This is a genomic window from Amycolatopsis silviterrae (genome assembly GCF_042684085.1).
GTDB lineage: Bacteria > Actinomycetota > Actinomycetes > Mycobacteriales > Pseudonocardiaceae > Amycolatopsis > Amycolatopsis silviterrae.
On record NZ_JBHUKS010000024.1, the window covers coordinates 211,478 to 237,555 of the forward strand.

The window sequence follows — 26,078 nt, forward strand, 5'->3', positions numbered from 1 at the left end:
GTCAGGATATCAGGAAATCGGCAGCGGCAGGATGTTTCCGCTCGCTTCGCGCAGCGCCGCCCGCATCTCCTCGCGCGGCGCCGGTCGCCCGGTGAACTGCTCCGCTTGCCCGAAGGCCTGGTGCAGCAACATGTCGAGCCCGGTCGCGAGCCGTCCCCCGCGCTCGCCGACCGCTTCGGCCAGCGGCGTCGGCCACGGGTGGTAGATCACGTCGAGCACGCTGCCGATCCGGGCCAGCTCCGCGAGGTGCGGCACGACCGCGTCCGGCGGCACCGTGTTCACCAGCACCGCCGTAGCGTCCGCTAAGTCCGCGAAGTCCACTTCGGACCATCGCACGACCTCCACGGCCAGGCCCGCGCGCTTCGCCGCGTCCACGGTTTCCGCCGCCCGCGCCGGTTCCCGCACCACCAAGCGCACCGTCGTGACGCCCATCGCGGCCAATCCGACCACCGCGGCCGCAGCCGTCCCGCCCGCTCCCAGCACGACTGCCTGGTCGTCCGCGGAAGGTGAGTAGCCACCCGCGCAGCGCAGGGCTCCGGTCACTCCGTCGACGTCCGTGCAGTCGGCGAGCCAGCCGTCCGCACTGCGCACGAGCGTGTTCGCCGCGCCGACCGCGGCCGCGCGCGGGGTGACCTCGGCGGCGTAGTCGAGCGCGGCCCGTTTGCCGGGCATGGTGACCGACAGGCCGACCCACTCCGGGCCGAGGCCGTCGACGAACCCGGGCAGCTCGGCGGCGTCCGTCTCGACCCGGTCGTAGGTCCAGCCGTCCAGTCCCAGCGCCGCGAACGCCGCGCGATGCAGCACCGGAGACAGCGAATGCGCCACCGGCTTGCCCAGCACCGCCGCGCGGCGCGGACGGTCACTTGATGACGCCACGCTGCTCCGCCAGAGTCCGGTTCGCGTTGTGCTGGTCATTCGTGACCGCGAAGCAGGAATGCCCGTCCTTCTCGCATTTCACGAAGTACGCCCAGTCGCCGGGAGTCGGACTGAGCGCGGCCTTGATCGCGTCCATGCTGGGCACCGCGATCGGCGTCGGCGGGAGACCGTAGTTGGCGTAGGTGTTGTACGGTCCCGCTTTCGCCCGGTCCTCGGGTTTGGTGAGCAGCGTCGGGCGGTCCAGCACGTAGTTGACCGTGGAGTCCAGCTGCAGCCGGATCCTCTGTTCGAGCCGGTTGTAGATCACCCGCGAAATCTTGCCGAAGTCCGGTTTGATCGCCTCGCGCTCGATGAGCGACGCGACGATCAGCGTCTCGTACGCCGACTTCCCCGGCCCGGTGGCCTGCGCGCTGAGCCCGGACGCCTGGATCGACTCGGCCGACTGCTTCACCAGGTCGGTGAGCAGTTCGGTCGCGCTCCAGCCGGGTTTCACGTCGTACACGCCGGGCGCGATCAGGCCTTCGAGCCGTTTGTCCTTGCTCAGCGCCTTGCCCGCGCCTTCCAGCGCCCACTCCGGCGCGCCGAACGCCTTGAGGTCGGCGTCGGCGACGGTTTTGCGCAGCTGGTCGACGGGGATGCAGGTGCTCTTGCCGTCCAAGGTCGCGCAGGACGCCTTCGACATCAGGCTGAACACGCCCGGCGTGACCTTGCCGCCGGGCTGCGTGATGTCGTCGAACTGCGTGTACGGCCGGATTTCCAGCCGCCCGACCCGCGCCGGGGCCGAGGTGATCAGGTCGACCGCGCTCTCGCCCGACATGTGCTTGCGCATCAGGTAGTAGCCCTGCTGGATCCGGCTGAGCGCGGCGTTTTCCGCGCCCGCCTTCACGAACGCCCGGGAACTCGCGACCACGCCCGCGTCGGTCAGCTTCGCGCCGATCGCGGACGTCGTGTCGCCCTGTTCGACCTGGACGAGCGCGTCGCCCTCGCCGGAGCCGTCGAAGTCCGCGTAGCCGAAGATCTTCTGGTACCCGAAATAGGCGCCGCCGCTGAGCAGGACCAGCACGAGCACCGCGGCGATCCAGCCGATCGCGCGCTTGCGCTTCTTGCGGGGCCGCTTCGCGGGCGGTTCCTCGACCGGAGGCTCGGCCCCGTCGTCCGGATGTCCGTCCTCGTCGTAGCCGTCGTCGTAACCGTCTTCGTCGTAGGCGGCGTGCTCGTCGTACTCGCCGTATTCGTCGTACTCGTCCTCGAAGAGGTCGTCGATCGGCTGCTCGCCCGGGCGCTCCGGTTCGTGCGCGGCGGCCACGGCCGGGATCACCTCGGTGGGCTCCTCGACCGGAGGACGGCGCGGCGGACGGCCGCGCGGGTCGCGCGGCATGGAGGCTTCGGCGAACCGGGGATCCGGCGGCATCGACGCATCGGCGAACCGCGGATCGCGCGGCATCGAAGCCTCGGCGAAACGCGGGTCCGGCGGCATCGACGCGTCCGAGAAGCGCGGATCGCGCGGCATCGAGGCGTCCGCGAACCGGGGATCCGGCGGCATGGAGCCGTCCGGCGGCGGAGCGGGCGCACGCCGGACCGGAGGCGGCGGCTCGGGCATCCGGCGACGGCCAGGCGCGGCGGCTTCCATCGGCGCATCGGTGTCTTCGCGGCGACGGCGACCGGACGGAGGCTCGACGTCCACCGGCGGCGGAATGTCCTCGCGCCGACGTCGACGGCCAGGCGGCGGTGCGTCCTCAAGCCGACGACGGCCGGCCGGAGGTTCCGCGTCCACCGGCGGAACGTCTTCGCGGCGACGGCGTCGGCCGGCGGGCGGTTCGGCGTCCGGAACTTCGTTCCCGGCCACCGGGACATCGCCCGGCGCTATGCGGCGCGGGCGGGCACGGGGAAGGTCGTCGGCCGCGTGCGGCGGCAGGTCCCAGTTCTCCGTCGACCGCTTCGGCCGGTCCTGCGGCGCGGCCGGGCGACGGCGCCGGGCAGGCGGCGCCTCGGCGGCCGGACGGCGCGGCGGTTCGCCAGGAGGCATCGCGTCCGGCGGGACGCGACGGGTCGCTTCGCCGGCCGGAGCCGGACGAGGCGCGTTCTCGGGCGCGCGCCGGCGTCCCTCCGCGGCGGGAGGACGCTGCGGCACGTCGCCGCGCGGACGCCGCCGTTCGCCAGGCGGCATGCCCTCGGCCGCCGCGCGGCGAGGAGGTGGTTCGTCTTCGGGCTCGCGCCGCCTGCGCCGCCCGCCCGGAGCGCCGGAACCCTCTGCGGGGTCCGGGGAATCCGGGTTGTCGGGGTTGCGCAGCCGACGGCGGCCACCCGGGTTGCCGGGGCCGCGGGGGTCGGTCATGAGTCGCCTTTCCGGGCGCGGTGCGCGGCGACGGCGTCGAGCCAGGCCTGCAGGATCTCGACTGCCGCTGCCTGGTCGACCACGGCGCGCTGCTTGCGTCCCCTGACCCCCCGCTGGGACAGCATTCGCGACGCGGTGACGGTCGTCAACCGCTCGTCCGCCAGCCGCACGGGCACGTCCCCCACGCGCCCGGCGAGCTTGTCCGCATATGCGACAGCGATGTCCGCGGCCGCGCCCTGCCGGTTCGCCAGCGTCCTCGGCAAGCCCACGATCACCTCGACCACCTCGTGTTCGGTGACGAGGTCGGCAAGCCGGTCCAGATCGCTGTCGTCCTTCGCATCACGGGAGAGGGTAACGAGCGGGCTCGCGAGGATCGGGGCGGGATCGCTCAGCGCGACTCCCACCCGGACAGACCCGACATCGACCGCGAGCCGCCTGCCCCGCCCCGGATCGGACTCGCCGGGCCGATCCGGGCCTCTCCGGGGTTCAGCGGCCAAGGTTCGCGACCGCCGCGCGCAGCGCCGTCACGGCCTGCTCCGCGCCCGCCGGGTTGCTGCCGCCGCCCTGGGCCATGTCCGGCTTGCCGCCGCCGCGCCCGCCGATCGCCTCGGCGAACGACGGCACGAGCTTGCCCGCCGCGATGCCCTTGTCGCGCGCCGCCGAGGTCGTGGCGACCACGAAGGCCACCTTCTCCCCCGAGGGCGCGAACAGCGCGACGACGCCGGCGCGGTCGCCGAGGCGGCCGCGGATGTCGGAGGCGAGCGCGCGCAGGCCGTTGCCGTCGACGTCCGGCACGACCTCGGCGACCACCGAGACGCCGGAGACGTCCTGCGCCTTGTCCAGCAGCGCGCCGGCCGAGCCGAGCACCTGCTGCGTGCGCAGCTGCTCGATCTCCTTCTCGGCGTTCTTCAGCCGGGACAGCACGTCCTCGATCCGGCCGGGCAGTTCGTCGGACGGCACCTTGAACGTGTTCGCCAGCTGCGACACGAGCAGCTGCTCCTTGCGGACGTGCTTGAGCGCGTCCGGCCCGACCAGCGCCTCGACGCGGTGCACGCCGGAGCCGACCGACGCGTCCGACACGAGCTTGACCAGGCCCAGCTGGCCGATCCGGCCGACGTGCGTGCCGCCGCACAGCTCGCGCGAGTACTCGCCCATGTCGACGACGCGGACGTCGTTGCCGTACTTCTCGCCGAACAGCGCGACCGCGCCCAGCTCCAGCGCCTTGTCCTTGGTGGTGGTGTAGCTCTGCACCTCGACATCGGTCTGCAGGTAGTCGTTCACTTCCTGCTCGACCTCGGTGAGGATGTCCGCCGACACCGCGCCCGGGGTGGTGAAGTCGAAACGCATCCGGCCCGGCGCGTTGAGCGAACCGGCCTGCGCCGCGCGCTTGCCGTACGCGCCGCGGACCGCCGCGTGCACGAGGTGCGTGGCCGAGTGCGAGCGCTCGATCGACAGGCGGCGGTTCGCGTCCACCGATCCGGTGAGCCGGGTGTCGATCCCGACCTCGCCCTGGGTCACCTCGACGCGGTGCACGAACAGGCCCGGCACGATCTTCTGCACATCGAGCACCTTCAGCTCGACGCCGTCGCCGACCAGCACGCCGGTGTCGGCGATCTGCCCGCCGCTCTCGGCGTAGAACGGGGTGCGGTCGAGCACCAGCTCGGCCTTGCGGCCCGCCGCGACGCTGCGCACCGGCAGGCCGTCCTCGAGCAGGCCGACGACCTTCGCGTCCGCCTGCAGCTCGGTGTAGCCGAGGAACTCGGTTTCGCCGTGCTGCTCCAGCACCTTGCGGTACTCGGACAGGTCGCCGTGGCCGCTCTTGCGCGACGCCGCGTCCGCCTTCGCGCGCTTGCGCTGCTCCTCCATGAGCGTGCGGAAGCCCGCCTCGTCCACGGTCAGGCCCTGCTCGGACGCCATTTCCAGGGTCAGGTCGATCGGGAAGCCGTAGGTGTCGTGCAGCTGGAACGCCTTGTCGCCGGCGAGCACGTCGCCGCCGCCCTTCTTCGTCTCGGCCGCGGCCAGGTCGAAGATCCGCGAACCGCTGGTGAGGGTGGCGAGGAACGCCTCCTCCTCCACGCGCACGACCTCGGAGATCCGGTCGAAGCCGCTGACCAGCTCGGGGTAGGTCGGGCCCATGGTCTGGCTGACGACCTTCGCGAACTCCTGCAGCACCGGCTCCTGCACGCCCAGCAGGCGCGTGGAGCGGACGATGCGGCGCAGCAGCCGGCGCAGCACGTAGCCGCGGCCGTCGTTGCCGGGGGTGACGCCGTCGCCGATCAGCAGCACGCCGGTGCGCGCGTGGTCGGCGATGACGCGGAAGCGCACGTCGTCGGCGTGATTGGCGCCGTAGCGGCGGCCGGAGAACTCCTCGGCGCGGCCGATCACCGGGCGCACCAGGTCCGTCTCGTACACGTTCTCGACGCCCTGCAGGATCGTCGCGACGCGCTCGACGCCCATGCCGGTGTCGATGTTCTTCTTCGGCAGCTCGCCGATCGGCGGGTGGCCCAGCTTCGGGCTCTGGTCGCCGCGGACGTCCTGCATGAAGACGAGGTTCCAGATCTCGATGTAGCGGTCCTCGTCGGCGACCGGGCCGCCTTCACGGCCGTACGCGGGGCCGCGGTCGTAGTAGATCTCCGAGCAGGGGCCGCCGGGACCGGGCACGCCCATGTCCCAGTAGTTGTCCTTGCCGTCGCGGACCTGGATCCGGTCGCCGGGCAGGCCGGTGAGCTTGCGCCACAGCCCGGCCGCCTCGCTGTCCTTCTCGTAGACAGTCGCCCAGATCCGGTCCGGGTCGAGGCCGAAGCCGCCGTCGTCCTGGGACTTGGTGATCAGCTCCCAGGCGTTCTCGATCGCGCCTTCCTTGAAGTAGTCGCCGAACGAGAAGTTGCCCGCCATCTGGAAGAACGTGTTGTGCCGGGTGGTCTTGCCGACCTCGTCGATGTCCGGCGTGCGCACGCACTTCTGCACCGAGGTCGCGCGCGGGTACGGCGGCGGGGCCTCGCCGAGGAAGTACGGCTTGAACTGGACCATGCCCGCGTTGACGAACAGCAGGTTCGGGTCGTCGAGGATCAGCGGGGCGCTCGGCACGCGCGTGTGGCCCCGGCTTTCGAAGTGGCGCAGGAAACGGTCGGTGATCTCGTGTGTGTCCACGGGTACGTCCTTGTGCTGAAGACCCGGTCTCGGCCGGGGAAGGAAACGGGGGTCGGAGGCGGCGGAAGGCGCGCGGAGATCAGCCCTCCGCCCGGCGAGCTCGCCGGGCGGGGCGACGTGCGGCGTGCCTGCCCGCGCCCGAAGGCGGCGCGACGGCGGCGGTCCGCTCCTCGACCATGTCGTGCAGCTCCTGTTCCCGTTCGTTCATCCCGGCGCGCACCTCGGCGCCGAAGGAACCGACGGCGCCCGCGAGTTCCCGCACGGCGTCGCCCAGGTTCGATGCTAACCCGGCAGGCGTGGCCTGACGAGCCGTTTCGGTCGCCTTGCGGCTCAGCGCGACCCCGGCGACGACCCCGACGCCGAGCCAGAACAGCCGCTTCACTTCTTCCCCCGGCGGCCCGGGCGCTGCGCCTTCGCGGCCTTCGCGTCCTGCTTCTTGCGGCGCGCGCGGATGGCCTTGCTGATCCCGTACGAGAGCGCGGCGGTCTTCACCAGCGGGCCGCCGAGCGTCGCGGTGAACACCGACGAGAGCGCGGACACGTTGCCGCTCACCGCCTGTGCGTTCGCGGTGATCCCGTCGACCCGTTCGAGCTGGGTGTTGACGTGCGTGATCGTCTCGTTGGCCCCGATCAGGATCGGGTCGCTGTTCTCGTGCGCCTTGCGGATCGCGATCGTCGCCTCGTCCAGCGTGCGGCCGAGCTTGAGCAGCGGGATCGCCAGCAGCAAGACCAGCAGTACGAAAGCTCCTGCGGCGATCAGCGCGGCGATCTGCCCTGCCGACACGGGCCCTCCTCGGGGTGGTGCGGGATCTTAGGTGAGGTGAGGTTACCGCCTGCGGGGGTTCTCGGCGGGGACCCCCCGCCGCTGCGGTCACCCAGCGCAGTCGCCGCGGCGGAAAACAGTTCGCGGAGACGGGTCCGGGCTGGTCTCCTCGGGCGATGGACTCCTCGAACGGACGCGGCCCGCTCCCCCGCGTGCTCGCCGGACCGGGCGGCCAGGCCGCCGACGTGCTCGCCGAACTGCCCGGCGCGGATCTGACCACCCTGCAACTGGAAGTGGCCCGGCGGCGAGCCGCGAAACTGCGCGGGCCGGACGTCTTGCGCCGCTACCGCGCGGACCGGTTCGCCACGCCCGCGCCGCTGCCGTTCGAGACTCTGCGGCGCGTCGAGGACGCCTTGCTTTCCGCCGCTCCGCCGGAATTCGAGCGAGTCCAACTCTCTCCGGTGACGCCGCTCGGCACTCATTCCACAGTGGCCGGACTCGCCCAGCATCGCGTCGTGCCGACCGGGCGCGGCACCGAGGTCGCCGCTGATCCGACGAACGGGCTGGCCCTCGAAGCGGCCGTCCGGCGGACCGGTTCGGCACCGGTACGGCTCGCCACGCTGCAACGCGTGGTGCGCGCTCAGCCACCGGCCCCCGGGCTGTACGCGCACTTCTCGCTCTTCGCCGCGATCACCGCGGGTCGCGACCGAGGCAGCCTGGCCTTCGAACGCGAGCACCTGGTGGAGCACGCGCGATTCCTCACCGACGCGGTGCGGGCCGCCGGTGCCAAGTCGGCAGGCTTTCTGGTGACCACATTGGACAGTCGCTTCGCCGACTTCGCCGCCTCAGTGCAGGAGGCGCTGCCCGACGTGACTGTCGCTGACGATCCAGACCGAGCCGTCGGCCGTGACTACTACTCCGGCCTCTGCTTCACCGTCACGGGCGACTTCGGTTCCGGTCCAGCGCCGGTTGGCGACGGCGGCTTCACCCCGTGGACCGCGCGGCTGCTCGGGAACGCGAAGGAGCGCCTGATCATCTCCGGCATCGGCGTAGACCGGGTCGCTTCGTTGCTCAGTGACCCTTCTTGACGATCCCCTCGTACACCGCGGCCATGTCGTCCTCGCCGTGTCCCGCTTCGACCGCGGTCTCCAGGTGCGCCAACGCTGCCGCCGCGCCGCCGACGTCGATCGCGTGGCCCGCGGCCTCCACGACGAGCCGCGCGTCTTTCGCCGCGAGCGATGCCGGGAAGCTGGTCGGGTACTCGCCAGACAGCATCATGGGTCCCTTCGCTCGCGCGTAAGGGACGTCGAACCCGGTGCCGCTCATGACGTCGAAGAACAACTGCGGGTCGACGCCGAGCGTGCGGGCCAGGGCGAGGCTTTCGCCGGTGCCGTTGGTGAGCGCGAGAATCCAGGCGTTCATGACGAGCTTGAGCCGAGTCGCCGTGCCGGGTTCGGTGCCGAGCCAACGGGTCTTCGAGCCGATCGCGTCGAACACCGGCGCGGCGCCCTCGTGCACGTTGTCCGGCCCCGCCGCGAGCACCTGGAGCTGTCCCTGTTCGGCGGGTGCCTTCGTGCCCATCACCGGGCAGTCGACGAACGGGACCCCCGCCGCGACGGCCGCCTGGGCAAGCCGGTCGGCCCAGTCGACGCCGACGGTGCTGGTCTGCAGCCAGATCGTGCCCGGTTCGAGGGTGAGCCCCGCGAAGACCTGGGCGACGGCGGGCCCGTCCGCGAGCATGGTGACCAGGAAGTCGGCGCCTTTGACCGCTTCTCCCGGGGACTCGGCGACCGTGACGCCTTCGGCGGCGAGCGGCTCGGCCTTGGCGCGAGTCCGGTTCCAGGCCCGCACGGTCAGCCCGGCGCGAGCGAGATTGGCGGCCATCGGACGGCCCATGATTCCGGTGCCGAGGAATGCGACTGTGGTCATCGGGTCATCGTGCCGCGAGGCGCGCGGATCGGCAGGGTCAGCGGGTCAGCACCGGCCACGTGTCGGCCCGTTCGGCCACCAACTCCGCGAACCGGGGGAACGCCCCGGGCTCCACCGCTCCCGGCAGCGCGCCCCGGGCCGCCTCGGCCGGATGCCGGACCCGGATCGTCACGTGGTCCGGCCGGGCGCCCCCGTCGTGCCAATGCCGGACGTGCGCCGGAATCGTCAGCACGTCCCCCGGCTCGCACAACACCGCGTGCACCTCGCGCCCGGCGTGCAGGTACCAGACCGCCGACCCCTGCGCGAAGAACCGGTCCTCGGCGCCGTTCGCGCTGCGCTCGACCAGACCGGGCTCGCCGACGAGAACATCCACGGCGTGATACCCGGGTCCGGCGATCCGGGCGTCGACCCGCTCCTGATACCGGGCGAGCAGCTCCGCCTCCGCGAGCCCGCCGCCGTCCACCGGCCATCGCGCGAACCCGGCGCCGATCCGGGCGAGTTCCGCGACGATCGCGCCCGTGTCCTCGGTGCGCAGCAACACGTGCCTGGGCTGGTCGTCCGGCCACACGGTCAGCAGCGTCATCGCCGCCCCCTCTCCTTGAAGAGGATCAACCGGCCGGACGCCCGGATGTTCCCGGCTGAGCCCCCGCGAGGAAGAAAGTGGCGACGTTCACTCCGGTACCGGCTGCCCGTTCAGCTCTGGCGTTCTCCGCGGATCGTCCGCCGGAGCCGCGGCACCCGCTCGGCCAGCGTCCGCTCCCCGCCGCGCTGGGTCGGCTCGTAATAGTCCCGGCCGACCAGCTCGTCCGGCGGATACTGCTGCGCCAGCACCCCCTCCGGGACGTTGTGCGGGTACCGGTACCCCTTCGCGTTGCCGAGTTGCTTCGCGCCCGCGTAATGCCCGTCGCGCAGATGCGGCGGGACGGTGCCGATCGAGCCCGACCGGACGTCGCTCAGCGCGGTGTCGATCGCGGTGACCACGGCGTTCGACTTCGGCGCGGTCGCGAGGTGGATCGTCGCCTGGGCCAGCGCGAGCCTGCCCTCCGGCATGCCGATGAACTGCACCGCGTGCGCCGCCGCCACTGCTGCCTGCAACGCCGTCGGATCGGCGAGCCCGACGTCCTCGCTCGCGTGCACCACCAGCCGGCGCGCGAGGAACCGCGGGTCCTCCCCCGCCTCGATCATCCGCGCCAGGTAATGCAAAGCCGCGTCGACGTCCGAACCGCGGATCGACTTGATGAACGCGCTGATCACGTCGTAGTGCTGATCGCCGTCGCGGTCGTAGCGGACCGCCGCTTTGTCCACTGTGGACTCGACGACGGCGAGGTCGATCGTCTTGTTCTCCGTGGCCGACGCGGCGTCCGCGGCCGCTTCCAGCGCGGTGAGCGCCCGCCGCGCATCGCCCCCGGCGAGCCGCACGAGGTGGGCTCGCGCGTCGTCGGTGAGGGTGAGCTCGCCGCCGAGGCCGCGCTCGTCGGCCAGCGCGCGTTCGAGCACGGCCACGATGTCGTCGTCGGTGAGCGGGCGCAGCTGCAGCACCAGGGACCGCGACAGCAGCGGCGACACGACCGAGAACGACGGGTTTTCCGTGGTGGCCGCCACCAGCAGCACCGTGCGGTCCTCGACCGCGCCGAGCAGCGCGTCCTGCTGAGTCTTGGAGAACCGGTGCACCTCGTCGATGAACAGGACGGTGTTCTCGGTGTTGTACTGCCGGCGCCGCCGCGCCTCCTCGATGACGCCGCGCACCTCCTTGACGCCCGCCGACAGCGCGGACATCGCGACGAACCGGCGGCCGGTGGCGATGGACACCAGGTTGGCCAGCGTGGTCTTGCCGGTGCCGGGCGGGCCGTAGAGCAGCACGGACGCCGGGGCGGCCCCCTCCACCAGCCTGCGCAGCGGCGCACCCTCCCGCAGCAGGTGCTGCTGGCCGACCACCTCGTCGAGCGTGCGCGGGCGCATCCGGACCGCGAGCGGCGACGTCGCCGGGTCGGCCTGCGGTTCGGCCTGGTTCGCTCCGGAGGGTTCCGGCGGCGGCCCCGCGTCGGGGTTCACCGTGAAGAGTTCGTCCTGTGCCACGCCGACGACGGTATCCGACCACCCCGACAATCCCGCTCGCCCGGCCCCGCGGCGGGCGCGGAGGGGCAGACTGGGGCGATGGTCTCCTCGGTCGCGGTGCTCTCCGACATCCACGGCGTGCTGCCCGCCCTCGACGCGGTCCTCGCCGAACCCGACGTCCTCGCCGCCGATCTCGTGGTGCTGTGCGGCGACCTCGCCGCCGGCCCGCTGCCCCGGCAAACCCTCGACCGACTGGTTTCGCTCGGCGACCGCGCGGTGTGGGTGCGCGGCAACGCCGACCGCGAACTCGTCGCGCTGGCGGGCGGCGGAGACACCGAGATCCCCGACCCGATCGCACCGTGGGCGGCGAAGCAGTTACGGCCGGATCAGGTGACGTTGCTTGCCAGACTGCCGTTGACGGTGACCCTGGAGATCGACGGACTCGGCGAAGTGCTTTTCTGCCATGCCACTCCGCGCGATGACGAAGAGGTCGCGCTCGTGGACAGTCCGTTGTCTCGCTGGGAGGAAGTTCTCGACGGCGTCACGGCGGAGACGGTGGTGTGCGGGCATACCCACATGCCGTTCCTGCGATTGGCCGACAGGCGCCGGATCGTGAACCCGGGAAGCGTCGGAATGCCTTACGGTACAACGGGTGCGCACTGGGCGCGGCTCGGGCCAGGCGTCGAACTGCGGCGTACTGAGTACGACGTGGAGACAGCGTGCCGGGAGTTGGCGGAAGCGTCGGAGTATCCCGGAATTCAGGGCTGGAGCGACGATTACGTGCGGAATCCAGCGTCTGATGCGGAGGCGTTGCGGGTATTCAGCCCACGCGCTCGCGGAACGAACGCCACATGATGACTGCGGCGTAAGGCAGGAACTCCCGTCCGCGCCGCCACAGCCAGGGGACGCCTTTTGCCACTAGCCAGCCGAAGTGGCCTGCCGCGCTTGGTTCTACGCCGCCGGAGCAGGTGAGGCTGACTGGCTCCGGCACCGCGAAACCGGCTGTTGCTGCTAGGTCCGTGAAGCCTTGTGCCAGCAGACGGTGGCCGAGTTCGGAGGGGTGCAGGCGGTCGACGCTCCAGACGGTGAGGTCGTAGGCGCCGGGGAGGGTGTCGAGGTTCAAGCAGCTGATGCGTTCGGTTTCGACGACGCGGTCGATGGCTTCGTTCAGTTCGGCTACTCGGGTGCTTAGGGCTCGTTTCAGCGACGGCGGGAGGCGGAAAACCTTGCTGTGGTCGTGGAAGCGGACCGGGAGGACTGTGGTGCCGATGGCGGTCAGCTCGCGGACGATCGCGGTCAGGTCGGCGGCGACGGTGTCCGGGTTGAAGTCTGGGCGGAGGGTGTCGTTCATGCCGACTATGACCAGGGCTACGTCTGGTTGGTGGGCGATCGCGGCGGGGAGTTGGTCGGTGCGTACGCAGGCCATTCGGGCGCCGGTGAAGGACGGGTTCAGGTAGCCGTCGTCGGTTACGCCTAGTGCGGTCGCTACCAGGGGGCCTACGCCTCGCCAGCCGCCTCGGTTGGGGAGGGGGTCGCCTAGGCCTACTGCGGTTGAGTCGCCTAGGACGGCTAGGCGGGTGGCTTGGCGGGGCGCCTTCGGGGGTGCCTGCGGGGCTGGGCCTGGGGTGACTCCGACGCTGATCACGGTCACGGCTAAGACCATCCGGGATGGAAGCTCACCGCTGGTGATGGGGAGGTAACGCGGTATGGACGGAGGTGGGAACTTCCGGTGTGCCTGGCTCGTCGCCTGGCGGCGACATTGCATCCGGGGGGTTGGGGGGGCACCCCGAAGCCTGATTGTGATGACGGTCTGAGGGTGCTTGTCAAGGCGGGAAAGATGCCTTGACAAGCACCCTCAGACCGCATTTCGGCTTCGTATCGGGGTGCGGGGGTGGTGTGGGTGCCCGGCTGGGCGGGTGCATCGGCGGCGGTTGGGCGGGGTGGGGCTAGCGCCCCAATGTGGCGTTGGGTGCGTCAGACGCAACCAACGCCACTTGGGGCACCAGCGGCGGCGGTCGGCGGGAGGTCCGTGAAGGACTCCTTGAGGGAATCCAAGTACGTGAAGGAGCCCCTCACGGACTCCGCCGGTGGCAGTTGGTCGTGAGGGGAACCCTGACGGAATCAGAGTCCGTGAAGGTGGCCCTCACGGACTCAGCGGAAGGCTGGGTAGAAGGCCAGGTCGGCGTGCGGGCCCAGGCGGGCGGCCAGTGCGGCGGCGACCCTCGTGGAGTGTTCGGCGACCTCGGTCAGGCGGGAGTAGCCGGCGTGCCTTGCCAGTTCGCGCCACCACGTGACCAGGGCGGCTTCTCGGCTCACGGGGGTCGCGTGGCGGCGGAGGTTCAGGCGGGGCAGCAGGTCTCTCGTGATTTGCCAGACTTGCAGCATTTCGCTGATGGTGAGTTGCTTCGCCAGCTCGACGTCGTCGGCGAAGGACGGCCACACGTCTACGATTTCGGCTCGCCAAGCGGCGATCATCGCCTCGCTCATGCCTGCGGGCAGGGCCATCGCGCGCGGGTCGGAGACGAAGGGCAGGCGCAGGCAGGAGGCGTCGACCAAAGCAGTGCGGACGCGGCCGCGTTCGAAGTCCAGGAAGCGGACTCCTGCGCCGGTGACCAGGTTGTTCTCCGGAGCCAGTTCGACCGGGCTGAAGGCGCGGAAGGCGGCCGATCGTGCCTGCGAGATGGCCTCGGCGATGCGTTCCCGCACGGCCTCGGGGACGGCGACGTCCAGCAGTTCGGAGAGGAGGCTTTCGACGTCCTCGGCGAGCCCGGACAGGCCGTCGTTGTCGGTGCGTACGGGGCCGCCCAGGCGGCGCAGCAGGGCGTTGAAATCAGCTTCGCGGCTCGCGGTGCTCGCGTGCAGCCTGCCGAGCGACCGGGCCCAGGACAGCAGGGCTCGTTCGGCGGCGCGGGAGTCGCGGGCAGCCAGTTTGTCTTGCAGGGTGGGCGCGCGGCCCAGGTCTTCGATCACCAGGACGCGGTCGCCGCCGTCGTGGGCCAGCAGTTCGGGGCACATCCGCTCGTCCGGAGCCAGTGCGGTGAACAGCTGGTAGCTCACGGCTTCCTGCGCGAACGGGTCGGGCAGGCCGGGTTCCGGCGGGTCGGGATAGTGCTTGACCACCAGAGTGCGCGGCAGCGCGAACGAGGACGACACGACCCGCGCCCGGACGACTGTCGCCGGGCCGCTTCCGGAGAGGTGCTCGGGCGAGACCAGCGTGATCGCGCTCCCGAACCGGCGCGTGAGCACCGCCTCGCCTGCCGCGACGGCCGCGGCGACGGCGAGTTCCCCGGCTTCCGCCCGGACTCCGGCGTCGCCGGCGGAGGAGGTGTCGACTGTCATTGTCACCGACCCTACTCGTGACTGAGCAACCATGACCACAACGTTCCGGGCGCCGGGACGCGCCCGGAATCACCCACGGGAAAGCGGACGCAACAGGGCCGCCGAACGTTGCTTGCGGCGGCGAAGGATCAGCACAATGGCCGCAGCAAGAACGATTCCGAAGAGGTTGACCAGCAGCTGCAGCACCGAAAAACCGGCCCGGTCCCAGCGTCCGGCGACCGCCGCGACCATCGCGTAACCGGCGGCGGGCACCGTCGTCACCGAAATGAACACGCCGACCAGCGCGGCTGATTTCGCCGACGTCATCGCGAGCATTCCGGCGGCCCCGGCGAGCAATGCCACCACGAACGACGCGGGCCCGACCTGGTACACGAAATCGACCTGGTGGTTGTTGACGATCGCGTGCGGATCGAACAGATCGATCGTGCTCCCGAGCAGCACGCCGAGCAGCGTGATCGCCATGGAGATCGGGAAACCGGCCGCCAGCGCGACCCCGGCCCGGCGCACTAGGTCCCAGCGGCGCAGCACCACGCCGACCGCGATCGCGGCGAGCGGGCCGAATTCGGGGCCGACCACCATCGCGCCGACGATGGTCACCGACGAATCGGTCAGCACGCCGACCGCGGCCAGCAGGCACGCGATGGCGAGGAACGCCTGGAACGTGGCGTTCCACCGTGATTCCTCGCCGGTGCGGCCGAGCAGCTCCTGCCACACGACCGCGTCCGCGCCTTCGCCGGGAGCGGCTTCCTCGGCCGCGTCGGCGGCATCGGAAAGCGCTGTGTCCAGCGATTCCATGGTGATGCCGCCGCTGCGGTCGATGCCGAGCGTGCACAAGGCGTCGACGATGTCGTCAGCCGCCTCCCGCGCGATGTCCGCCTCGATGAGGTCGCCCTCCGGCGAGACGGACGCGCCGCGGTGCACGATCAGATGCGCCGCGCCCGGGTGGGTGCGCAGCAGCTCCAGCGTCTCGTCCGTGCGCTCCGGCGGGCAGATCGCCCTGAGATGCAGCACTAGCCCGCCCCGCCCCGCCAGCCACCCTCAACGGACACGCTGCGCGTGGCCACTACTGCCCCTGGGCGGCAGCCGATTTGCTCTGCGGGGCAGCCGGTTTCGCGTCGATCCCGGCTTCCTTGCGCTGCTGCGCGGTGATCGGCGCGGGCGCGGCCGTCAGCGGGTCGTAGCCGCCGCCGGTCTTCGGGAACGCGATCACGTCGCGCAGCGAATCGGCCTTGGCCAGCAGCATCACGATGCGGTCCCAGCCGAACGCGATGCCGCCGTGCGGGGGCGCGCCGAACTGGAACGCCTCCAGCAGGAAGCCGAACTTCTCCTGCGCTTCCTCCTCGCCGAGGCCCATCAGCGCGAACACGCGCTTCTGGACGTCCTCGCGGTGGATACGGATCGAGCCGCCGCCGATCTCGTTGCCGTTGCAGACGAGGTCGTAGGCGTAGGCGAGCGCGTTGCCCGGGTCCTGCTCGAACTTGTCGATCCACTCCGGGGTCGGCGAGGTGAACGCGTGGTGCACGGCGGTCCACTTGCCGGAGCCGACCGCGACATCGTCGCCGATGTCCTCGACCGGCGCGAACAGCGGCGCGTCCACGACCCACACGAACGACCAGGCGTCCTCGTCGATCAGCCCGAGCTTGCGGCCGATCTCGTCGCGCGCGGCGCCGAGCAGCGGCTGCGCGGCGGAAACCTTGCCCGCGGCGAAGAAAATGCAGTCACCGGGCTTCGCGCCGGCGGCTTCCGCGACGTTCGCGCGCTCGGTCTCGGACAGGTTCTTGGCGACCGGGCCGCCGAGCGTGCCGTCCTCGTTGACCAGGACGTACGCGAGGCCCTTCGCGCCGCGCTGCTTCGCCCACTCCTGCCAGGCGTCGAGCTGACGGCGCGGCTGCGAGGCGCCGCCCGCCATGACGACCGCGCCGACGTACGGGGCCTGGAACACGCGGAACGGCGTGTCGGAGAAGAAGTCGGTGAGTTCGGTGATCTCGAGGTCGAAGCGCAGGTCCGGCTTGTCGGAGCCGTACTTCGCCATCGACTCGCGGTAGGTGATCCGCGGGATCGGGGCGGCGATCTCGTGGCCGATCAGCTTCCAGAGCGCCTTCACGATGGCTTCGCCGACCGCGATGACGTCGTCCTGCTCGACGAAGCTCATCTCGATGTCGAGCTGGGTGAACTCGGGCTGCCGGTCGGCGCGGAAGTCCTCGTCGCGGTAGCAGCGGGCGATCTGGAAGTAGCGTTCCATGCCGCCGACCATCAGCAGCTGCTTGAACAACTGCGGCGACTGCGGGAGCGCGTACCAGGAGCCGGGCTTGAGCCGCGCCGGGACCAGGAAGTCGCGGGCGCCTTCCGGGGTGGAGCGGGTCATCGTCGGCGTCTCGATCTCGACGAAGTCCTGCCCGTGCAGCACCTCGCGCGCGACGCGGCTGACCTCGCTGCGCAGCCGGATCGCGGCCGCCGGGCCGCTGCGGCGCAGGTCGAGGTAGCGGTACTTGAGCCGGACCTCCTCGCCGACGTCGACCCGGTCGTCGATCGGAAACGGCAGCGGAGCGGCCTCGGACAGCACGACGAGTTCGGTGGCCAGGACCTCGATGTCGCCGGTGGGGATGTCCGGGTTCGCGTTGCCCTCGGGCCGCTGCGACACCTCGCCGACGACCTTCACGCAGAACTCGGAGCGCAGCGCGTGCGCACGCTCGGCCATCTCGCCCTCGCGGAACACGACCTGCGCGACGCCGCTGGCGTCCCGGAGGTCGATGAAGATGACTCCGCCGTGATCGCGCCGCCGCGCCACCCAGCCGGTGAGGGTGACGGTCTGACCGGCCTGCCCGGCACGCAGGGTGCCGGCTTGATGAGTGCGGAGCACTGCGACTGCTCTCCCTAGGTCCACGAAATTCGGTGCGGCGGGTGAGCGGCATTTCGCCGGACACGCATTTCGCCGGATACAGAGGCTAACGAACCCGGCGGGAGGGGGCGCGAGCAGGTTTGGGTCGGGAGGCGGGGGCGGAGGGGCGGGTATTGGTTCGGGCGGTGCGGGAGGGCTGGGCCGGAGCGGCGGAGTGAGGAGGCGGGCATCGGTTCGGACGGTGCGGCAGGGCTGGGGCGGGAGCGGGAAGGTGGCGCGGCGGGCATCGGTTCAGACGGCGCTGCGGGGCGGGGCCGGGCCGGAGCGGCGGGATGGCGGGGCAGGCATCAGTTCGGACAGTGCGGCGAGGCTGGGCCGGAGCAGCAACGCGGCGCGGCGGGCATCGGTTCAGACGACGCTGCGCGGCTGGGCCGGAGCGCCAAGGTGGCGCGGCGGCAGGACGAGGAGCCGGGTGGAGTCAGCTCACGGGAGGGCCGATGCGGTGCCACCGCGACGCCGAGGTGGCCGAATCGGCCCGGCGAGACGAGTCCGGGCCACGAGGCGGGGTCCGCGGGCGGGCGGCCCCCGGGCCCGCCCGCCCACGCACAGCACGGTTCGTCCGGACTGCCGCACTGCACCTCCCGCCTGGACCGCGACGCCGGTTCCGGTCCGCCTCCCACTCAGGTCGGCGGGACCGGCAAGGTCACAGCAATCGCAACTGTTCCGCCTCCCCTGTTCGTTGCTCCGGCACCGCCGCGCCCCCGGCCCCGGTCTCCCCCGGCCGGTCCGGCTCCGTGCGGGTTTCCGCGTGCGCCCGAGGCGCCCGCGGGTCCAATCCGTGTCGTCGCAGCAACGGGCCCACCACCGTCGCCAAGCGTTCGCGGTAGCCGCGGTCGACGTAGCTTCCCCGGGCGTACAGGCGGCGGTATCGCGACGCCAGTTCCGGGTACTCCCGCTTCAGCCACGCCGCGAACCACTCGCGCGCGCCCGGTCGCAGGTGCAGCGGCAGCACGGTCACCCTGGTCGCTCCGGCCTCGGCCAGTTGCGCGAACAGCGGGTCTAGGGCCTCGGGCGAGTCCGTCAAGTACGGCAGCACCGGCGCGACCATCACCGAGCACGGGAGTCCGGCCGCGGCGGCTTTGCGGATCAGGTCCAGCCTGGCTCGCGGGGTCGGGGTGCCTGGCTCCAAGCGCCGTTGCAGGTCGCCGTCCAGCAGGGCCAGTGACACTGCCAGGTGGACCGGCACGTCCTTGCCCGCCGATTCCAGCAGCGGCAGGTCCCGGCTCAGCATCGTGCCCTTGGTGAGGATCGACAGCGGCGTCCCGGAGTCCGCGAGCGCGCGGATGATCCCGGGCATCAGCCGGTAGCGGCCTTCGACTCGCTGGTACGGGTCGGTGTTCGTGCCCATCGCGACCGGTTCCCGTTGCCAGCTCGGCCGCTTCAGCTGTGCGGCCAGCACTTCCGGGGCGTTGACCTTGACCACGACCTGGGTGTCGAAATCCCGGCCCGCGTCGAAATCCAGGTAGGTGTGGGTGTTCCGCGCGAAGCAGTTGTGCGACACCATCCCGTCCGCGACGAAATCGCCGGTGCCGGTGGTGATGTCGAACAGCGGCAGCTCCAGGCCCACCGGCGCGACACTGGTGACCGTGCGCCGGACGCCGCCGATCACGGTGCCGTCGAGGGAGCGTTTCCATTCGACCGCCGGGTCGACCAGGTGCAGGAACCGCAGCACTTCGCCGGTTCCGCCGGTCAGCCGGGCCTGGCGGCGGCCGGGGTGCTGGCGGTGGCCGACGGTTTCGTAGCCGAACGAGAACCGGTCCAGCGCGGCGAACAGCATGTCCACCACTTCGTTCTCGTCGTGCGCGATGGACAGCGTGCCGCGCCGGTAGCCGCCGGCCAGGTCGAACAGTCCGGCGAGGAAGCCGCGCGCCCAGTGCGCGTCCGGCTCCCGGGGGATGCGCATGAAACCCACTGACGAGCCGAAGTCCGGCAGGTACGCCAGCGCTCGCGCGGCCGCGTCCGATTCCGCGGCGAATCCGCCGGAGCGCAGCATTCCGCAGAGGTATCCGGCGCGGTAGCCGAGCGTGTCGTCCGGCGTGCGCGCGAACCGGCCGCCGCCGACCAGTTCCGTGCCTGGCTCCAGGTGCGGCCGCTGCGCGGTGCCGAGTTTGCTGCCGGTGACGTACTTCCAGCCGCGCGCGCTGAGGAACCGGTGATCCGGCCCGGCGACGAGCCGTGTGCCGTCGTCGAGCGTGACCCGGTACGCCGGGCGCACCGTGGTCCAGTGCGCGAGCACCTCGGTAGGCACCAGCCTGCGCGCGACGCCGTGCCCGCGCGTGCCCATGATCCGATCGCCGACGCGCAGCTCGGCGATCGGCTTCGCGCGGCCGTCGGCCATCAGCACCGGTGTGTCGCCTTCGAGGCAGTACGTGCACGCGTGGGAGCACCCGCGATAAGGATTGACCGACCAGCTGAACGGCACCGCCGACGACGCGGGCACCCGGTTCAGCACGGACCGGGCGCGCACCTCGTGGAAGGTGACGCCGCCGAACTCCGGCGGCCGCACCGACCGCACCACATCTCCGAAGGCACCGAGACCGGGGAGTGCCGGCTCCTCCTTCCCCGCTCGCAACTGTTCCCAACGCACCTCTACAGTCGAACACATGTTCTAAAGCACTGTCAAACATATGTTCGAACACCCCCCGAACGGGGACCACGGAGGAGAGGCACTCACGACCGCAACGCGCCCCGGCGGCGGTGCAGATCGGTCACCGCCCCGAGCGCGGCGTCGAGTTCCTCGCGCAGCAAAGCGGCCTGCTGCGCCGCCACGTCCTCCCCCAGCAACACGCCCAGCCGACCCTCCTCCAGCAGCGCCAACGCCTCCCACGGCGACGCCGCCAGCTCTCCGCACCGAGAACCCGCTTCCGGCGGCGACAGCTGTTCGTCCAGCCCAGCCATCCCCGCCGCGAGCAGCGCGGCAACCACCAGGTGCGGCTGAGCGTCCGCGCCAGCGAAGCGGAACTCCAGACGTGGCGCGGACGCCGTCCCGCACAACCGGATCGAGGAGGTCCGATCGTCCGGCCCCCACCCCAGCGAGCGCGGCGAGAACGGCGCAGTTCGCAGCCGGACGTAGCTGTTCCACGTCGGTGCCCACACCGCGGACAACGCCCGCGCATCCCGCAGGACTCCGGCCAGAAAAGCGTCCAGCGCGAACGGACGTCCGTCCGAAGTGGACAGTGAAAGATGGACGTGGCAGGAATTCCCCTGACCGGGTTCCGGCGCGGCCAGATAGTCGGCCTGCGCACCGTGCTGCGCGGCGATCCGACGGGTCAGCAACTGCAGCAGCAACGCGTCATCGCAGGCAGCGAGCGCGTCGCGATGGCGAAGGACGACCTCGTACTGACCGGGATGACACTCCGCCCGTGCCGATTCCACACCGAGGCCAGCCGTCGCGGACCGCAGATCGGCCAGCAGCGGCGCGAGGTGTTCGGTGCCGCCGAGGGCGTAGTCCACGCCGTGTCCGGTGAGCGGTTCCCCTTCCAGTGTACGGAAAACCACCTCGTGCTCGATCCCGATCGACGGCACCAGCCCGTGCTCCGCCAACCGGGCCAACTGCGTCCGCAGCACCGTCCGCGGCGCAAGCCCCGCCGGTTCGCCGGAAGGGAACTCGGCGTCCGCGACCACCGCCCACGTCCGGTCGCCGAGGGGAAACGCCGTCGCCGCGTCCAGCCGTACCCGCAGGTCGCCGAAACCGCCGAGGTACGGCTTCAGCGGACCGGCCTCCGGCAGCGGCTCGCGCTCCGGCGTCCAGGCGAAGATGTAGCTGCACATGCCGTATCCGCTGTCCACGACCTCCGCGGCGAACGGCGCGGCCAGCTCCACCGCCGCGAACCGCGCGTGCGGATCCGGCACCAAAAGCACCAGCCGAGCGCCGTCCTCGGCGAGCACTCGGCGCAGCACTTCCGCGGCCGCCGAGCCTGCTTCGGCACGCGCGGCGAGCGATCGCGGCCCGGCCGGACGGTCGAACGGGTTCACCAGGCGCCGTCCAGATCAGGACTGTGCAACGGATTCGGCACACGGCCCCAGCGGACGTCGAACTCGTCGTCGCGCTCGACCTTGTCGAAGCCCTGTCCGGCAAGGTGTTCGCGGTTCAGTGTCACCCGCTCGACATCCGGCGCGAACAAACGGCACGCGTCGAATCGCTCGGCCACCTCGGGGTTTTCGTCGCGGTAGCGGCCGACGACCTCGCGCACCAAGGTCCAGAAATCGCCGCGAGCCAGGCCGAGGTCGTCCAGCAGCAGCTCCGCCCAGAACCGCAGCTGGCCGGAGAAAACCGAGCTGAACAGCGACTGCGCGAGCAGATGCGCGGGCCAGCGCAGCATGTCGGCGGCAGCGTCCGGCGGGAGGTCGGTGTAGCAGGGCAGTTCCTCGTCAAGCAGGTCGACGCCCTGCGCGAAGTCCTTGATCGCGACCCGCAGCGGGCTGCCGTTCGCGTCCACCACGAGCACGAGGTTCTGGCCGTGCGGGCAGAATCCGACACCGTACTGAAGCAACCAGTGCAGCAACGGCGTGAGCACCAGGTCGAACAGCCGCGACAGCCACGCCTCCGCACCCGCGCCGGACTGCGTGATCAGCCTGGTCAGCACGGTCTCGCCGGCGGCATCGCGGTACGGCAGCGCGGCGAACGAAATCGCCTGTTCCCCGTCGGCGAGCCGGGCGACGAGCGGTTCGCGCCACAGCGCGCCGAGCGTCTCGTGGAACCGGTACGGCAGTTCCTCCAGCGAGCCGAACAGCGGATGCCGGACCGAGATGCTCGCCACCTCTCCAAGCAGCTCGAAGCGGTACTTCTCAGACAGCAGCGGGTCGGCCGCATCGATCCGGCGCAGCCATTCGGTGACCGACGGCCCGGCGAGCGTCGCCGCGGAGTTCAGGCCGCGGTAGACGAGCGTGTTTCGCACGGACACCGCGGTTTTCACGTCGCGCCGGTCCGGCCGCGAGCGGTTGGCCAGCGTCCGGACCGTCTGATGTGGACGGTAGACGTCGCCGCTCTCCCCCAGCTCGGCCATCCGGCCGGTCGCCAGCTCGGCCGCGTAGAGCGTGCCGATGATTTCGTCGGCCTGCCAGGGATGCACCGGCACCCAGACGTAGTCGGCGGGATCGCCAAGGCGCTCCGTGCGGGTGGTGAACTCGGCTCGGGTGCGGTCGTCCAGCTCCTCGCGCAGCAGGGTCTCCGCGTCGAGCCCGGCCACACTGCGGAACTGCGCGAGATCGCGGTGTACGGCGTACCAGCGCAGCCGGATGTCGGTCCCGGACTCGGGTGCGTAGCGGGCACGGTCGCGGGCGGAGAACCCGACTCGGCCCTTGTTGAGCACCAGCCGGGGATGGCCGGTGAGGTGCCCGTCGGCGAGGTTGTAGTCCATCGTGGACAGTTCGGAGGCGCTGGGTGCGCGGCGCAGACGGGTCGCTTCGTTGGCGACGGTCGAGGTCAGCTCGGCGAGGACGTCGGCCAGCCGCAGGCCGGTGAGACCGAGCCGTTCGCGCGCGTCGACGATCAGCGTGCGCGGGTCGTCCGCAGGGGCCTCGGCACCATCGGCGACGCGGATTGCGCTGCCAGGCAAGACTGTCCACGACTCGAACGCGCCTCGGCGGGCTTCGAAGCGGTACGAGACTTCGCCGGGCAGGTCGAGCTGCCAGCTGCGGTGCCCGGCCCGCGTCGGTGCGCCCGCCACGGGCACGAGCATCGCTTCGTAGGACAGCTCTCCGAGCATCTTGTGGGTGACGAGCGAGCCCGCGGCCCGCCAAGCGGCGTCGTCGGTCAGGGTCACTGGTCCTCCGTCTGGTCAAGGCCGAAAGTGGTGAACGCGGTTCGTTCGGGCAGGTCGTACACTGGTTTTCCGCACACAGCATTGAGAATCGCCGCGGCCCGCCACGCGCCGAGCCCGAGATCCGGCGCGCCGGGGCCGTGCGTATGCCGTTCCGCGTTCTGCACGAACAGCTGACCGGGCAGGTCGAGTTCGACGTGATAGTCCGCCCCTACGACGAGCCGCCCTTGCGCGTCACGGCGTACCGCGTCGCCGAGCCCTTGCAGCAGCGGCCCGGTCGGCGTCTCGGCGTAGCCGGTAGCGGCGACCACGGCGGACGTCCGGTGGGTCGCGGTCGTTCCTTGCTGGGCATGCCGCAGCCCCAGCTCGATGCCGTCGCCGACGGTCGCGGACACCACCTCGACGCCCGGCGTCAGGACCGCGCCCGGCCAGCCGCCGCCGATGCTCCGGCGGTACAGCTCGTCGTGGATCTCCGCCATCGTCTCGGCGTCGATCCCTTGGTACAGCTGCCATTGCTTCGGGAGCAGCTCGTCGCGGACCGCCTCGGGAAGGCCGTGGAAGTACGCCGTGTAGTCCGGCGTGAACTGCTCCAGGCCGAGCTTGGAGTACTCCATCGGGGCGAAGGCAGGCGTCCGCGCGAGCCAGCGCAGACCGTCTACAGTGGACCGAGACCGCAGCAGATCGAGGAACACCTCGGCCCCCGATTGCCCCGAGCCGACCACTGTCACCGAATCCGCGGCGATCAGCTCGGACCGCCGCGTGAGGTAGTCAGCGGAGTGCAGCGCAAGAACGTCCGGCACGGACACCAAGGGCCGCAACGGTTCTGGGACGCTCGGCTGCGTTCCGACGCCGAGCACGACCGCCGCCGCCAGCACCGGTTCCGCGCCGCTGACGGTCAGCTCGAACGCCTCTTCACGCTCGATCCAGCGCAGGCCGGTGACCTCGTGCCCGAACCGGCACGACGGCAGCCGCGCCGCCGCCCAGCGGCCGTAGTCGTCGTACTCGGCGCGCGGCAGATGGAACCGCTCGGCGAAGTAGAACGGCAGCAACCGGCCGCGTTCGCGCAGGTAGTTGAGGAAAGAGTGGCGGCTGGTCGGGTCGACGAGCGTCACCAGGTCGGCGAGGAACGGCACCTGCAGCGTCGCGCCGTCCACGAGCAGGCCGGGGTGCCAGCGAAACTCGGGACGCGCGTCGAACAGCACGACTTCCAGCTGGTCGAGCGGATCCGCCAGCGCGGCCAGCGACAGGTTGAACGGCCCGATCCCGACCCCGGCGACGTCGTAGCGCCTCACGACGCGACCGGGCTTTCCCGCGCGACGGTCGCGCGCAGGTCCGCCGCGACTGTCGCCACCGCGTCGAGCAGCGCTCGGTAGTCGGCGGCTTCGGTGTGCGGGTGCAGGAGGGTGAGCTTGAGCCACAGCTGTGACTCACCGTCCGGGCCGGTCGGCAACGCACCGCGGCCGATCACCGCAACGCCGTCCTCCAACAGTGTGCGGCGCACCTGCGCGACCAGATCGTCCCCAGCCACCCCCGGCAGCTCGTCCGCCGCCACCGGACGGAAGACCACTGTGGACAGTTCGGGAGCACCCCAGGACCGCAGCGCCGGGTGGTCTTCGACCATCGCGTGCACGCCGGAAGCGTTGGCACAGCAGCGTTCCACGAGTACACCGATCCCCGCCGTGCCGAGCGCGCGCAGCGTGACCGCCATCCGGAACGCGTCCGGCCGACGGGAAGTGCGCAACGAACGACCGAGCAGATCAGGCAGTCCGGCCTCGGTGTCGTCGTCGGCGTTCAGGTACTCCGCACGGACGGTAAGCGCCTGCAGATCGGTCGCCCCGCGAGCGGCGAACACCCCGGCAGCGACCGGCTGCCAACCGAATTTGTGCAGGTCGAGCGCGACCGAGTCAGCCAGTTCCAGACCGGCGACGCGGGAGCGGAGTGCTTCGCTGCAGAGCGCGAGACCGCCGTACGCCGCGTCGACGTGCAGCCGCGCCCCAGTCCGGCGGCAGATCTCGGCGATCTCCGGCAACGGGTCGATCCGGCCGGTGTTGGTGGTGCCCGCGGTCGCGACGACCACAGCCTGCGCGCCGAGCGACGCCAACGCCTCAGCCAGCGCGGACGGGACCATGCGATCGTCCACGCACGGCACCACGACCGGCGCGGGCAGCCCGAGCAGCCACGCCGCGCGCGCGACGCTGTGATGCGAATTGGCCCCGCAGACCGGCCGGGTCACTGCGGATTCCCGCGCGAGAAGGAGTCCGAGGAGGTTAGATTCGGTGCCACCGGAGGTGATGACCGCGTCCGGACGGGCGGCGTCCGGGTAGCAGAGCCGGGCGATCCCCGTGGTGAACTCACGCTCGATCTCGCTCGCGACCGGGGCCTGGTCCCACGAGTCCATCGACGGGTTCAACGCGGACGCGACCACATCGGCGACAACTGAAACCGCCAGCGGCGGACAGTGCAGATGCGCGGCACAGGCCGGGTCGGCTGGATCGGCGGATCCGGCGGCGAGCAGGGCGGAAAGCTCCTCCAAGGCTTGTTCGGCACCGACTCCGTGCCGCGCGAGCCCGTCCGACTGGGCCCGGGCGAGCGCCGCCGCCACCGCGGCCGGGCCGCCTGCCGGGACGGGGCCGCCGCGTTCCGCCGTGCCCGCCGCCATCCCGCGCAACGCCGCCGGAAGCAGCCGAGCCAGCCGGTCCGCGCCGCCGGGACCGCCCGCCAGCCATTCCGCCGAAGCCACGCCGGACGGGGCCGCCGGCACTGAGGGCGCATCCGCCATGGAGCCACCTTTCTTAGGGTAACCTTGCCTTACCCTGAGCAACAATACGGACACTCACCGGCAGCCCGCGACCGGGTCCGAGCACGCCCGGTACAGCTGGCGTTTTGCCGGGGCTGCGAGGGCTGTGAGGGGAACCCTGAGGGAATCAGCGTCCGTGAAGGTGGCCCTCACGGACCGCAGCGCACGAAAACG

Annotated in this window: 20 protein-coding genes; 2 read left to right on the forward strand and 18 right to left on the reverse strand. The window is 71.4% G+C overall.

What is annotated here, in order from left to right; all coding sequences use genetic code 11:
- Positions 1–9: 9 nt before the first annotated feature.
- The 6 genes from ACFSVL_RS31265 to ACFSVL_RS31290 all read right to left on the reverse strand — a co-directional run bounded on the left by ACFSVL_RS31265 (position 10) and on the right by ACFSVL_RS31290 (position 7,144).
- Positions 10–876, reverse strand: coding sequence for a shikimate dehydrogenase (locus ACFSVL_RS31265; RefSeq protein ID WP_378309148.1), 867 nt, complete (start codon positions 874–876; stop codon positions 10–12).
- Entirely contained in the window at positions 860–3,211 is a 2,352-nt protein-coding gene (mltG, locus tag ACFSVL_RS31270; RefSeq protein WP_378309149.1) for an endolytic transglycosylase MltG, read from the reverse strand. The genes ACFSVL_RS31265 and mltG overlap by 17 nt, the downstream gene beginning before the upstream one ends.
- Positions 3,208–3,708, reverse strand: a complete 501-nt coding sequence (gene ruvX / locus ACFSVL_RS31275; RefSeq protein ID WP_378309151.1) for a Holliday junction resolvase RuvX — start codon at positions 3,706–3,708, stop codon at positions 3,208–3,210. The genes mltG and ruvX overlap by 4 nt, the downstream gene beginning before the upstream one ends.
- Positions 3,698–6,361 carry an alanine--tRNA ligase gene (alaS, locus tag ACFSVL_RS31280; RefSeq protein WP_378309153.1) on the reverse strand — a complete coding sequence of 888 codons (2,664 nt, stop codon included), beginning with the start codon at positions 6,359–6,361 and terminating at the stop codon, positions 3,698–3,700. Before alaS ends, ruvX begins: the two co-directional genes overlap by 11 nt.
- A gap of 79 nt (positions 6,362–6,440) precedes the next feature.
- Positions 6,441–6,743 carry a hypothetical protein gene (locus ACFSVL_RS31285; RefSeq protein ID WP_101434607.1) on the reverse strand — a complete coding sequence of 101 codons (303 nt, stop codon included), beginning with the start codon at positions 6,741–6,743 and terminating at the stop codon, positions 6,441–6,443.
- The gene (locus ACFSVL_RS31290; RefSeq protein WP_378309155.1) at positions 6,740–7,144 is read right to left on the reverse strand and encodes a DUF948 domain-containing protein; all 405 of its coding nucleotides are present in this window, start codon (positions 7,142–7,144) and stop codon (positions 6,740–6,742) included. Before ACFSVL_RS31290 ends, ACFSVL_RS31285 begins: the two co-directional genes overlap by 4 nt.
- A 155-nt stretch (positions 7,145–7,299) precedes the next feature.
- Between ACFSVL_RS31290 and ACFSVL_RS31295 the strand changes: the two genes are divergently transcribed.
- On the forward strand, positions 7,300–8,211 hold the full coding sequence (locus ACFSVL_RS31295; RefSeq protein WP_378309158.1) for a hypothetical protein: 912 nt from the start codon (positions 7,300–7,302) through the stop codon (positions 8,209–8,211).
- Here the strand turns inward: ACFSVL_RS31295 and ACFSVL_RS31300 are convergent.
- From ACFSVL_RS31300 to ACFSVL_RS31310, 3 genes are all read right to left on the reverse strand, one after another.
- Entirely contained in the window at positions 8,195–9,052 is an 858-nt protein-coding gene (locus tag ACFSVL_RS31300) for an NAD(P)-dependent oxidoreductase (protein WP_378309160.1), read from the reverse strand. The two genes, ACFSVL_RS31295 and ACFSVL_RS31300, sit on opposite strands and share 17 nt — an antisense overlap.
- A gap of 37 nt (positions 9,053–9,089) precedes the next feature.
- Entirely contained in the window at positions 9,090–9,635 is a 546-nt protein-coding gene (locus tag ACFSVL_RS31305) for a cupin (RefSeq protein WP_378309162.1), read from the reverse strand.
- Between the two features lie 110 nt (positions 9,636–9,745).
- Entirely contained in the window at positions 9,746–11,128 is a 1,383-nt protein-coding gene (locus ACFSVL_RS31310) for a replication-associated recombination protein A (protein ID WP_378309164.1), read from the reverse strand.
- Positions 11,129–11,206: 78 nt separating this feature from the next.
- On the opposite strand from ACFSVL_RS31310, the gene ACFSVL_RS31315 reads away from it, so the two are divergent.
- Positions 11,207–11,962, forward strand: coding sequence for a metallophosphoesterase family protein (locus tag ACFSVL_RS31315; RefSeq protein ID WP_378309165.1), 756 nt, complete (start codon positions 11,207–11,209; stop codon positions 11,960–11,962).
- Here ACFSVL_RS31315 and ACFSVL_RS31320 read toward each other — a convergent pair.
- From ACFSVL_RS31320 to ACFSVL_RS31360, 9 genes are all read right to left on the reverse strand, one after another.
- A complete protein-coding gene (locus ACFSVL_RS31320; protein WP_378309167.1) occupies positions 11,928–12,770 on the reverse strand; it encodes an SGNH/GDSL hydrolase family protein in 843 nt (280 codons plus the stop codon). The genes ACFSVL_RS31315 and ACFSVL_RS31320 overlap by 35 nt on opposite strands.
- Before the next feature lie 488 nt (positions 12,771–13,258).
- Positions 13,259–14,446 carry a phosphotransferase gene (locus tag ACFSVL_RS31325; RefSeq protein WP_378309169.1) on the reverse strand — a complete coding sequence of 396 codons (1,188 nt, stop codon included), beginning with the start codon at positions 14,444–14,446 and terminating at the stop codon, positions 13,259–13,261.
- Positions 14,447–14,515: 69 nt separating this feature from the next.
- Positions 14,516–15,457 carry a DUF389 domain-containing protein gene (locus tag ACFSVL_RS31330; protein WP_378309171.1) on the reverse strand — a complete coding sequence of 314 codons (942 nt, stop codon included), beginning with the start codon at positions 15,455–15,457 and terminating at the stop codon, positions 14,516–14,518.
- Positions 15,458–15,509: 52 nt separating this feature from the next.
- Complete coding sequence (gene aspS, locus ACFSVL_RS31335; protein ID WP_378309173.1) at positions 15,510–17,306, reverse strand: aspartate--tRNA ligase; 1,797 nt, start codon at positions 17,304–17,306, stop codon at positions 15,510–15,512.
- Between the two features lie 682 nt (positions 17,307–17,988).
- A complete protein-coding gene (locus ACFSVL_RS31340) occupies positions 17,989–19,950 on the reverse strand; it encodes an intein-containing Rv2578c family radical SAM protein (RefSeq protein WP_378309174.1) in 1,962 nt (653 codons plus the stop codon).
- A gap of 65 nt (positions 19,951–20,015) precedes the next feature.
- Entirely contained in the window at positions 20,016–21,320 is a 1,305-nt protein-coding gene (locus ACFSVL_RS31345; protein WP_378309176.1) for a glutamine synthetase, read from the reverse strand.
- Positions 21,317–23,110, reverse strand: a complete 1,794-nt coding sequence (locus ACFSVL_RS31350) for an IucA/IucC family protein (RefSeq protein WP_378309178.1) — start codon at positions 23,108–23,110, stop codon at positions 21,317–21,319. Before ACFSVL_RS31350 ends, ACFSVL_RS31345 begins: the two co-directional genes overlap by 4 nt.
- Positions 23,107–24,399: a lysine N(6)-hydroxylase/L-ornithine N(5)-oxygenase family protein gene (locus ACFSVL_RS31355; RefSeq protein WP_378309180.1), complete on the reverse strand. Its 1,293-nt coding sequence runs from the start codon at positions 24,397–24,399 to the stop codon at positions 23,107–23,109. Before ACFSVL_RS31355 ends, ACFSVL_RS31350 begins: the two co-directional genes overlap by 4 nt.
- Positions 24,396–25,886: a pyridoxal phosphate-dependent decarboxylase family protein gene (locus tag ACFSVL_RS31360; protein WP_378309181.1), complete on the reverse strand. Its 1,491-nt coding sequence runs from the start codon at positions 25,884–25,886 to the stop codon at positions 24,396–24,398. Before ACFSVL_RS31360 ends, ACFSVL_RS31355 begins: the two co-directional genes overlap by 4 nt.
- Positions 25,887–26,078 lie beyond the last annotated feature (192 nt).

What these genes read in the sequence shown, in the direction of transcription:
- ACFSVL_RS31305 (WP_378309162.1), bottom strand. Translation starts at nt 9,635, where the DNA reads ATGACGCTGCTGACCGTGTGGCCGGACGACCAGCCCAGGCACGTGTTG.
- ACFSVL_RS31320 (WP_378309167.1), bottom strand. Translation starts at nt 12,770, where the DNA reads ATGGTCTTAGCCGTGACCGTGATCAGCGTCGGAGTCACCCCAGGCCCA.
- mltG (WP_378309149.1), bottom strand. Translation starts at nt 3,211, where the DNA reads ATGACCGACCCCCGCGGCCCCGGCAACCCGGGTGGCCGCCGTCGGCTG.
- ACFSVL_RS31295 (WP_378309158.1), top strand. Translation starts at nt 7,300, where the DNA reads ATGGACTCCTCGAACGGACGCGGCCCGCTCCCCCGCGTGCTCGCCGGA.
- ACFSVL_RS31300 (WP_378309160.1), bottom strand. Translation starts at nt 9,052, where the DNA reads ATGACCACAGTCGCATTCCTCGGCACCGGAATCATGGGCCGTCCGATG.
- ACFSVL_RS31360 (WP_378309181.1), bottom strand. Translation starts at nt 25,886, where the DNA reads ATGGCGGATGCGCCCTCAGTGCCGGCGGCCCCGTCCGGCGTGGCTTCG.
- ACFSVL_RS31340 (WP_378309174.1), bottom strand. Translation starts at nt 19,950, where the DNA reads ATGTGTTCGACTGTAGAGGTGCGTTGGGAACAGTTGCGAGCGGGGAAG.
- ACFSVL_RS31315 (WP_378309165.1), top strand. Translation starts at nt 11,207, where the DNA reads ATGGTCTCCTCGGTCGCGGTGCTCTCCGACATCCACGGCGTGCTGCCC.
- ACFSVL_RS31325 (WP_378309169.1), bottom strand. Translation starts at nt 14,446, where the DNA reads ATGACAGTCGACACCTCCTCCGCCGGCGACGCCGGAGTCCGGGCGGAA.